The organism is Rhodoblastus sp., from assembly GCF_052145335.1.
Lineage (GTDB): Bacteria > Pseudomonadota > Alphaproteobacteria > Rhizobiales > Beijerinckiaceae > Rhodoblastus.
Window position 1 is genome coordinate 1 of the sequence record NZ_JBKQOU010000320.1, and the last position, 7,563, is coordinate 7,563.

Annotated in this window: 10 protein-coding genes; 7 read left to right on the forward strand and 3 right to left on the reverse strand. The window is 62.3% G+C overall.

Going from position 1 to position 7,563, the window contains the following annotated elements; genetic code table 11:
• Nucleotides 1-47: 47 nt before the first annotated feature.
• The gene (locus ACLP2E_RS19580; RefSeq protein WP_442466875.1) at nucleotides 48-803 is read right to left on the reverse strand and encodes a PRC-barrel domain-containing protein; all 756 of its coding nucleotides are present in this window, start codon (nucleotides 801-803) and stop codon (nucleotides 48-50) included.
• 192 nt (nucleotides 804-995) lie between these two features.
• On the opposite strand from ACLP2E_RS19580, the gene ACLP2E_RS19585 reads away from it, so the two are divergent.
• From ACLP2E_RS19585 to ACLP2E_RS19600, 4 genes are all read left to right on the forward strand, one after another.
• Entirely contained in the window at nucleotides 996-1,889 is an 894-nt protein-coding gene (locus ACLP2E_RS19585) for a DnaJ C-terminal domain-containing protein (protein WP_442466876.1), read from the forward strand.
• Nucleotides 1,886-2,185 carry a chaperone modulator CbpM gene (locus ACLP2E_RS19590; protein WP_442466877.1) on the forward strand — a complete coding sequence of 100 codons (300 nt, stop codon included), beginning with the start codon at nucleotides 1,886-1,888 and terminating at the stop codon, nucleotides 2,183-2,185. Before ACLP2E_RS19585 ends, ACLP2E_RS19590 begins: the two co-directional genes overlap by 4 nt.
• A 164-nt stretch (nucleotides 2,186-2,349) precedes the next feature.
• A complete protein-coding gene (locus ACLP2E_RS19595; protein WP_442466878.1) occupies nucleotides 2,350-2,994 on the forward strand; it encodes a MarC family NAAT transporter in 645 nt (214 codons plus the stop codon).
• Between the two features lie 209 nt (nucleotides 2,995-3,203).
• On the forward strand, nucleotides 3,204-3,410 hold the full coding sequence (locus ACLP2E_RS19600; RefSeq protein ID WP_442464564.1) for a hypothetical protein: 207 nt from the start codon (nucleotides 3,204-3,206) through the stop codon (nucleotides 3,408-3,410).
• A 4-nt stretch (nucleotides 3,411-3,414) separates the two neighbouring features.
• Here ACLP2E_RS19600 and ACLP2E_RS19605 read toward each other — a convergent pair whose 3' ends face one another.
• Nucleotides 3,415-4,092, reverse strand: a complete 678-nt coding sequence (locus tag ACLP2E_RS19605) for an HAD-IA family hydrolase (RefSeq protein WP_442466879.1) — start codon at nucleotides 4,090-4,092, stop codon at nucleotides 3,415-3,417.
• Nucleotides 4,093-4,239: 147 nt separating this feature from the next.
• On the opposite strand from ACLP2E_RS19605, the gene ACLP2E_RS19610 reads away from it, so the two are divergent.
• From ACLP2E_RS19610 to ACLP2E_RS19620, 3 genes are all read left to right on the forward strand, one after another.
• Nucleotides 4,240-4,593: a hypothetical protein gene (locus ACLP2E_RS19610; protein ID WP_442464566.1), complete on the forward strand. Its 354-nt coding sequence runs from the start codon at nucleotides 4,240-4,242 to the stop codon at nucleotides 4,591-4,593.
• Complete coding sequence (locus ACLP2E_RS19615) at nucleotides 4,590-4,811, forward strand: hypothetical protein (RefSeq protein WP_442464567.1); 222 nt, start codon at nucleotides 4,590-4,592, stop codon at nucleotides 4,809-4,811. Before ACLP2E_RS19610 ends, ACLP2E_RS19615 begins: the two co-directional genes overlap by 4 nt.
• 155 nt (nucleotides 4,812-4,966) lie before the next feature.
• Nucleotides 4,967-6,421 carry an NAD-dependent succinate-semialdehyde dehydrogenase gene (locus ACLP2E_RS19620; RefSeq protein ID WP_442466880.1) on the forward strand — a complete coding sequence of 485 codons (1,455 nt, stop codon included), beginning with the start codon at nucleotides 4,967-4,969 and terminating at the stop codon, nucleotides 6,419-6,421.
• A 45-nt stretch (nucleotides 6,422-6,466) separates the two neighbouring features.
• Here the strand turns inward: ACLP2E_RS19620 and ACLP2E_RS19625 are convergent, their stop codons facing one another.
• On the reverse strand, nucleotides 6,467-7,153 hold the full coding sequence (locus tag ACLP2E_RS19625) for a fumarylacetoacetate hydrolase family protein (RefSeq protein ID WP_442466881.1): 687 nt from the start codon (nucleotides 7,151-7,153) through the stop codon (nucleotides 6,467-6,469).
• Between the last annotated feature and the right edge of the window lie 410 nt (nucleotides 7,154-7,563).

Below are 7,563 nucleotides of genomic sequence, written 5' to 3' on the forward strand. Positions count from 1 at the left end.
TCAAGCCGCACTACGCCGATGCGAGCGGGAGAAGACGCTTAGGCCGGTCAACGATGGCCGGGCCAATCATAGTGATGGTGAAGATCCTTTTCGTAATCCGGATCGACGTCGCCAAGGGCGGTCCACGGCGGGCTGGCCTTGACCTGATGGCGGCTGACCTCGATGCGGATTTGACGATCCGCCCAGGAGATTTCCCTCACCGCATGGCGCGATATCAGGACATGCTTGCCTGACCACCAGTTTCCGGTGTCCACGACCAAGTAGGGAAAGCTCCAGCTGGCGTCGTCGATCAGGAGGTCCTCGACCTTGCCGATCGCGCCGTCGTGGCCTTCGACATGATACCCCGTGATCGAAACAATGCTGCGCAGGTGTGGATCGCAGTCGTCCGGATCGGCGACGTTTTCCGCCGGCGGTGAAAACACGAATAGCGGCGGCGCGGAATATTTCGAGGCGATCGGGTTGGCGCCGAAAGCGCTCTCGATCGCCATAGGCTGCCATCCGTAATAGTCGTAGAGATGACGCTCCAGCTGCATCGATACAGGCTCATGCTCTGATAGTTCTGGGCTTGCCTGCACTTGCGCCCTCGTCAACTTGACGGACAATTCGCGGCGCTCGTTGTCCGCGTCGCCAATCGCCGCTGGATGCAACAGAACCTTTCGGCTCGTCAGCCATTTCCCGGTGTCGACGACCAGCCAGCGCGCTGCCCAGGTCCTGTCGTCGAACAGAAAATCGGCGACGGTTCCGATCTCGCCGTCGCTTGCCTCCAGGGCATAGCCTTGGAAGCCTGATGCGAATTTGAACATGATGTCGACCCCGAATTTGCTCGAGCCTTTGGCCTAATGTCGACGATAAGCGGCCAAGCGCCTGCGACAAAAGGTTCGGAAACTACTCATAGAAAATTGCGCTATCTCTCAGGCGCGTTTCGGCGCCATCCTGCACTGGGCGGACAGAACCTGCCGGCGGACAATTTTTACGCCGGCCGCAGCGGAGGGGCAATGAAGGACCCATACGAAATTCTCGGGGTTGCGCGCAACGCGGCCCCGGAAGAGATTCGCAAGGCCTACCATCGGCTGGCCAAGAAGCTGCACCCGGATCTCAATCCCGGCGACAAAAATTCCGAAAGCCGGTTCAAGGAGGTGGCCGGCGCCTACGACCTGCTTTCCGACGCTGAAAAGCGCCGGCGGTTCGACAGCGGCGAGATCGACGCTTCCGGGGCGGAAGCGCCGCAAGAGAGGTTCTACAGGGACTATGCCGCCCGTGCCCCGGCCGACAATCCTTATGATAGCCGGTCCGCCTATGCGGATTTCGTCGATACCGACGACATCCTCGCGGAAATTTTCCGGCGGCAGGCGCGGCAGGCGCGCGGATCGGACTTGCGATACAGCCTGGCGGTCGATTTTCTCGATGCGGTCAATGGCGCCGCCAAGCGGATCAATCTCCCCGAAGGCGGCTCGCTCGACGTGACCATTCCTCCGGGAATTCAGCAGGGGCAAACGCTTCGGTTGCGCGGAAAAGGCGCCCCGTCCCCCGGCGAAGGCGAAGCCGGCGACGCCCTGGTGGAGATCTCGATCAAGCCGCATCCGTTTTTTACCCGGCACGGCGACAATATTCATGTCGATCTGCCGGTCACTTTCGCCGAAGCCGTGCTGGGCGCTGAAATCAGGACGCCAACGCCCACTGGCCCCGTCATGCTGAAGGCGCCGAAGGGATCGAACACCGGCACGGTGCTCCGGCTGAAGGGAAAGGGCGTTTCCCGGCCCGGAGGCCGTGGCGACCTGCTGGTCAAGCTCAAGATCATGGCGCCGACCGAGCCGAACCCAGAGCTGGAAGCTTTTCTCGCTGGCTGGGCGCCAGCGAATTATGATCCGCGCCGGGAGATGCAGTCATGATCCTCACTAAAATGGATTTTCTCGAACGCGCCCATCTGGATCGCCAGACTCTGGAAGTCTGGATCAAGGAGGAATGGCTGATTCCGACTCGAGCGGAGCATGACCTGGCGTTTTCCGAAGCGGATCTGGCGCGGGCGAAATTGATCCGCGAGCTGACCGAGGATATGGGCGTCAATGCTGAAGGCGTCGGCATCGTCCTGCATCTGCTGGACCAGGTGCACGGCCTGCGCAGGGCGATGGCCGAAGTCCTGAAATCCATCCACCAGCGATCCGGCTCGACCAGGGGTGTTCCTTAGCACCGATCCTTCCGACTCGTCGAAACCGCGACAGGATCGATTGCGGCCTTTCCCACCAAGGCGGAGCGCAGGCTTCGCCAAGCGGCTTGACGCGCGCCAACAGACTCGCCATGCCGATGCTGGTGCGCCCAGGCAGGCTGGAAAGGGCGGGGACGGTAAAAGCAATGACCGCTTTCAAGTTTTTCGAATATGTCCTGCTGGCTATCGCTGGCCTGTTGCCGATCATGAATCCTTTCAGCACGGCGCCGCTGCTGATTGCCTTGACCGCCGGCATGAGCCCGGAGGAGCGCGCCCGGCAGACCCTGCTTGGCTGCCTCTATGCTTTCGCGATCCTGGCGACCTTTCTGGTCGCGGGCCGCTTCATCATCAGCTTTTTCGGCATTTCCCTGCCGGGCATCCGCATCGCCGGAGGACTGTTGATCTCGACGCTCGGCTTCCGCATGGTTTTTCCCGCCGCCGCCGTGAAAGGCGAAAGCGTCGCCGCGAAAACCGACATCGCCTTCTCTCCCATCGCCATGCCCTCGCTGGCCGGACCGGGATCGATTTCCGTGGTGCTGGCGACCTCGGCGCAGATCCCCGGCGACAGGATAGTGCTCGGCAACATCATCGTGCTTGTCGGCATCGGCGTGACGACGCTGATCGCCTGGCTGGTGCTGCGCGGCTCGTTTTTTCTCGTCCGCTTTCTCGGCCCAAGCGGCATTGACGCGCTGACCCGGATTTTCGGCTTTCTGCTGATCTGTATCGGCGTGCAATTCGTGCTGATTGGCGCCAGCGATTTTTTTCTGCCGCTGTTTCAGGCGGGAAAATAAACGAGCCAATTTTCCTGTGTCATGTTCCGTCATGCGCACGCGATGTGGGAGAGGGTGCGGAAATGAGCTTTCCCGCGCGCCAAACCTTGGCAAGCGGGCTGTTTTGCATTGGAGAAGGGCCGACGTTCAGCCCGTCGTAAGCCCTTGGCACGAGTTTTGCGATCACGCAGATGTGAAGCCCCGATCCATCGCGAGGTTTTGGCAGGATCATGAGCGCAACCATTCTTCAACTTGACCCCGATGTCGCGGCGAAATTCAAGTTCGCCAAGGCCCTGCTGCAGGAATGCCAGGTGCGGATGCAATACGACCCGCAAGCGGCCATGGATTTCGCCCAGGCTGCGGCGCGCAAATACGAGGAGGCGCTGAACCTGGCGCGGGAATTGGGCCTGGGCCGCGACCAATTGCGATTGGCCTGACGGTTCAAAAAAACTCCTCGACCGCTTCCGGCAGTTCGCTGAAATGCGAAATGATCCGGTCGGGCGAAAACTCCTCGATCGGGCGGTCGGTATAGCCGAAATCGACCGCAATCACCGGCACGCCGGCGGCGCGTGCGGTGGCGATGTCGGTCTTGGAATCGCCGATCATCAGCGCGCGGGTCTTTTGGCCGTGCGCCGCCTCGATGGTGCGCAGGAGCGGGATCGGGTCCGGCTTGGCGACGCCAAAAGTGTCTTGGCCGCAGATGAAGGCGAAACGATCCGCTACTCCGAGTTTTTCCAGCAGCAGACGCGCCGGCCGCTCGATCTTGTTGGTGCAGACCGCGAACACGTCGCCTCGCACGGAAAGCGCGTCGAGCGCCTCGATCACGCCGGGATAGAGGCGGCTGTCGTCGGCGATGCGGCTCTCGTAATAGGACAGGAAAAGCTGGAACATTTCCTCGATCTTTGCGTCCGAAACGCTGGCGCCTTGCGCCGCCAAGGCGCGGAGAATCAGCGCCCGCGCGCCGGCCCCGAGCAGAGCGCGCGAATCTTCCATCGGCGTCGCCGCAAATCCTTGATGAACCATCACATAATCGAGCGAGGCCATGAGATCGCCCGCCGTATCGGCCAAAGTGCCGTCGAGGTCGAAAACATGGAGGATGGCTGTGGGCGAGGGCGACAAGGGCGGCTCTCTGAAAAAGCGTCTCGGAAAAAGCGTCTCGCGCCTATACCATCGCCGGCGCATCGAGGCCATGTTTTTGGCGCCCAGCGGCCCGGCTTCCGCGATAAGCTTCGGGCGCTGGCGATTCGGCAATGGACGGGGATTGCGATGATAAGATTGAGCTTAACTGCGCTTTTGCTGACTGCGGGCGGCGCGCAGGCGGCCACTTACGATTTTCTCGCCGCGCCGGAGACCGATCTCAACCGGGTTTATCGGCTCGACAAGGCGACCGGCGAGATCGGAGCCTGCCAATATGGCCTGAAGGACGGCGGTTCGGTCGGCGTCACCTTGTGCTATCCCCCCGGCGAGAACGCAGGGCCGCAATCGCCGAGCGATTACGCTCTGGTCGCCTCGCGGCATGAGCGCGAAGGCGGCGTGTTTCGCGTCGATCTGCGCACCGGCATGATGTCGATCTGCTACGTGCTCAACGAGGTGGTGGTCTGCACGCCTCCAGCAAAATGAGATTCGATGCTCTTTCAGCTTTCGGCCTTTTCGCCGTCAGTTCCATGCTTATCTTTTACGCCATGGAGCCGCGCGGCCGCATCTATATTCTCGGTTTCGCCTTAGCCTGCGCGCTCGGCTCGGCCTATGGATTTTTGCAGGGCGCCTGGCCTTTCGGCCTGGTCGAGGCGATCTGGGCGCTGGTGGCTTTGAGGCGCTTTTTTGGCGCGTCCCTCTAATACCAATTACCAAAAGGTGGGAATTGGTTAGGAGCGAATGCGACCGAAAGCCCGTCTAAAGACGGGCGTCTGCAGACGCCCTATGTGGCTTATGCGAGGGGCCTCTGAGAGCGACGAGTCGCGGTCAGAGAAAGAAAGTCTAAGGGGAGTGAGCAATGCAGCTCAAGGACGCTAGCCTTTTGCGCGGGCAAATGCTGATCGACGGCGTTTTTGTCGGCGGCGGTGACCTCGCCATCCGCAATCCCGCGACCGGCGCCGTGCTGGCGCATGTTCCCGACGGCGGGGCGGGCGAAGCGACAGCGGCGGTCGAGGCCGCCGCCCCGGCGCAAAAGGCCTGGGCGGCGCTGACCGCCAAACAGCGCGGCGCGATCTTGCGCAAGTGGTTCGAGCTGATCCTGGCGGCGCGCGACGATCTGGCGTTGATCATGACCAGCGAGCAGGGCAAGCCGCTGGCCGAGGCGCGCGGCGAGATCGATTACGCGGCCAGTTTCATCGAATTTTACGCCGAGGAGGCCAAGCGCATTTACGGCGAGACCATTCCCTCGCCCTGGCCCGATGCGCGTATCGTCACCTTGCGCCAGCCGATCGGGGTGATGGCGGCGATCACGCCGTGGAATTTCCCGGCGGCGATGATCACCCGCAAATGCGCCCCGGCGCTCGCGGCTGGCTGCGCCTGCGTCATCAAGCCGGCGCCGGAGACGCCGCTTACGGCGCTGGCTCTGGGTGAGTTGGCGATGCGCGCCGGCCTGCCGCCGGGGGTGATCAACATCATCACCGGCGACGCGGCGTCGATAGGCAAGGTTTTCTGCGAACATCCCGCCGTGCGTTTCGTCGGCTTCACCGGCTCGACGGAAGTCGGCAAGCTGCTGATGCGCCAGGCCGCGTCAGGGGTGAAAAAAGTCGGGCTGGAGCTTGGCGGCAACGCGCCTTTCATCGTCTTCGACGACGCCGACCTCGACGCGGCGGTGGCCGGGGCGATGGTCTCGAAATATCGCAACATGGGCCAGACCTGCGTCTGCGCCAACCGGCTCTATGTACAGGAGGGGATCTACGACGCTTTCGCAGCCAAGCTGGCCGAGGCGGTCGCCCGGTTGAAGGTCGGCGATGGCGCGAAAGAAGGCGTGCAACAGGGGCCGCTGATCACGCTCAAGGCGGTGGAAAAAGTCGAGGCGCACATCGCCGACGCTTTGTCGAAGGGGGCGCGCGCGCTGGTCGGCGGCAAGAGACACGAACTGGGCGGAACTTTCTTCCAGCCGACGGTGCTGGCCGACGTGACGCGCGAGATGATCGTGGCGCGCGACGAAACATTCGGGCCGGTCGCGCCTTTGTTCCGCTTCAAGGACGAGGCTGACGTGATCGCCCAGGCCAACGCCACCCAATATGGCCTCGCCGCCTATTTCTACGCCCGCGATCTCGGCCGCGTCTTCCGCGTCGTCGAGGCGCTGGAATATGGCATGGTCGGGGTCAATTCCGGCATTATCTCGACCGAAGTCGCGCCGTTTGGCGGCGTCAAGCAATCGGGGCTGGGTCGCGAGGGCTCGCGGCATGGCATCGAGGAATTTGTCGAGATCAAATATGTGCTGCTGGGGGGATTGGGCGCGGCGCTGTAATAGACCGAGACATCGAGCGAATTGATCCGAGGGCGTCGCCACGCTTCACACAATCATTGTCTTCACTGTTCCAACTCCTTCGATCTCGCCTTCCAGCACATCGCCGCGTAAAATCGCGCCGACGCCCGCAGGCGTTCCGGTGAAGATCAGGTCGCCCGGCGCCAGCGCGACGTAATTCGACAGAGCCGCTATCACTTCCGCGACCGACCAGATCAGGTCGGCGAGATCGCCCTCCTGCCGCACATTTCCGTTGACCTTCAACGCAATGCGTCCCGCCTTCGGATGGCCGAGTTTGGTCGCCGGATGAATCAGCCCGAGCGGCGCGGAAAAATCGAATCCCTTGGCCATGTCCCACGGCTGTCGCGCCTCGCGCGCCTGCGTCTGCAAATCGCGCCGGGTCAGGTCGAGGCCGACGGCATAACCGTAAATGTGCTTTTCAGCCTCTTCGACAGGAATGGCCGCGCCGCCGCTTGAAAGGGCGACGACGAGTTCAACCTCGTGATGGAGGTTTTCCGTGGCGCGGGGATAGGGCGCGTCTGCGTCGCCGGTGACAAGGGCGTCGGCGGGTTTGGTGAAGAAGAACGGCGGTTCGCGGGTCGGATCGCCGCCCATTTCGCGCGAGTGGGCGGCATAATTGCGGCCGACGCAGAAAATACGGCGAACGGGGAGGCGTCCGCCTCCCGCGACGGGCGCGGCGACGACCGGCGGCGGCGGAAAGACGAAATCGGGCATGGTTCCCTCACGCTGGTTTGCGACAGACAGCGGATAAAATCACACAACTGCCGCCCATTGGCGATGGCGTGAGGCGTCGTTGCGGCCCTTGTCAAAGACGAAAGTTAACTCCGGCAAGCCGGAACGTCCCGCTCCTCCTTTGGTGGGGGATTGGCCCTATTTCGCAAGACGCGCCTGTGATGTAGCCTCACGCACAAGCTATGGATGCACCGAAATCACGAAGGCAAAAGCGGCAGGAATTCCGCTGCAAGCGCCCATGCGCAAAGTCAAAATACGCAAATCAAGGAGGAAATGACATGGTACGCAAGATCATCTTTGCTGCGGCGTCTGGCGCAGTCCTGGCGCTTTCGCCGGCGGCTTTCGCTCAGCAGACAGAGCATTTGGCAGGTGGCTACGAAGCCAGGGCCATG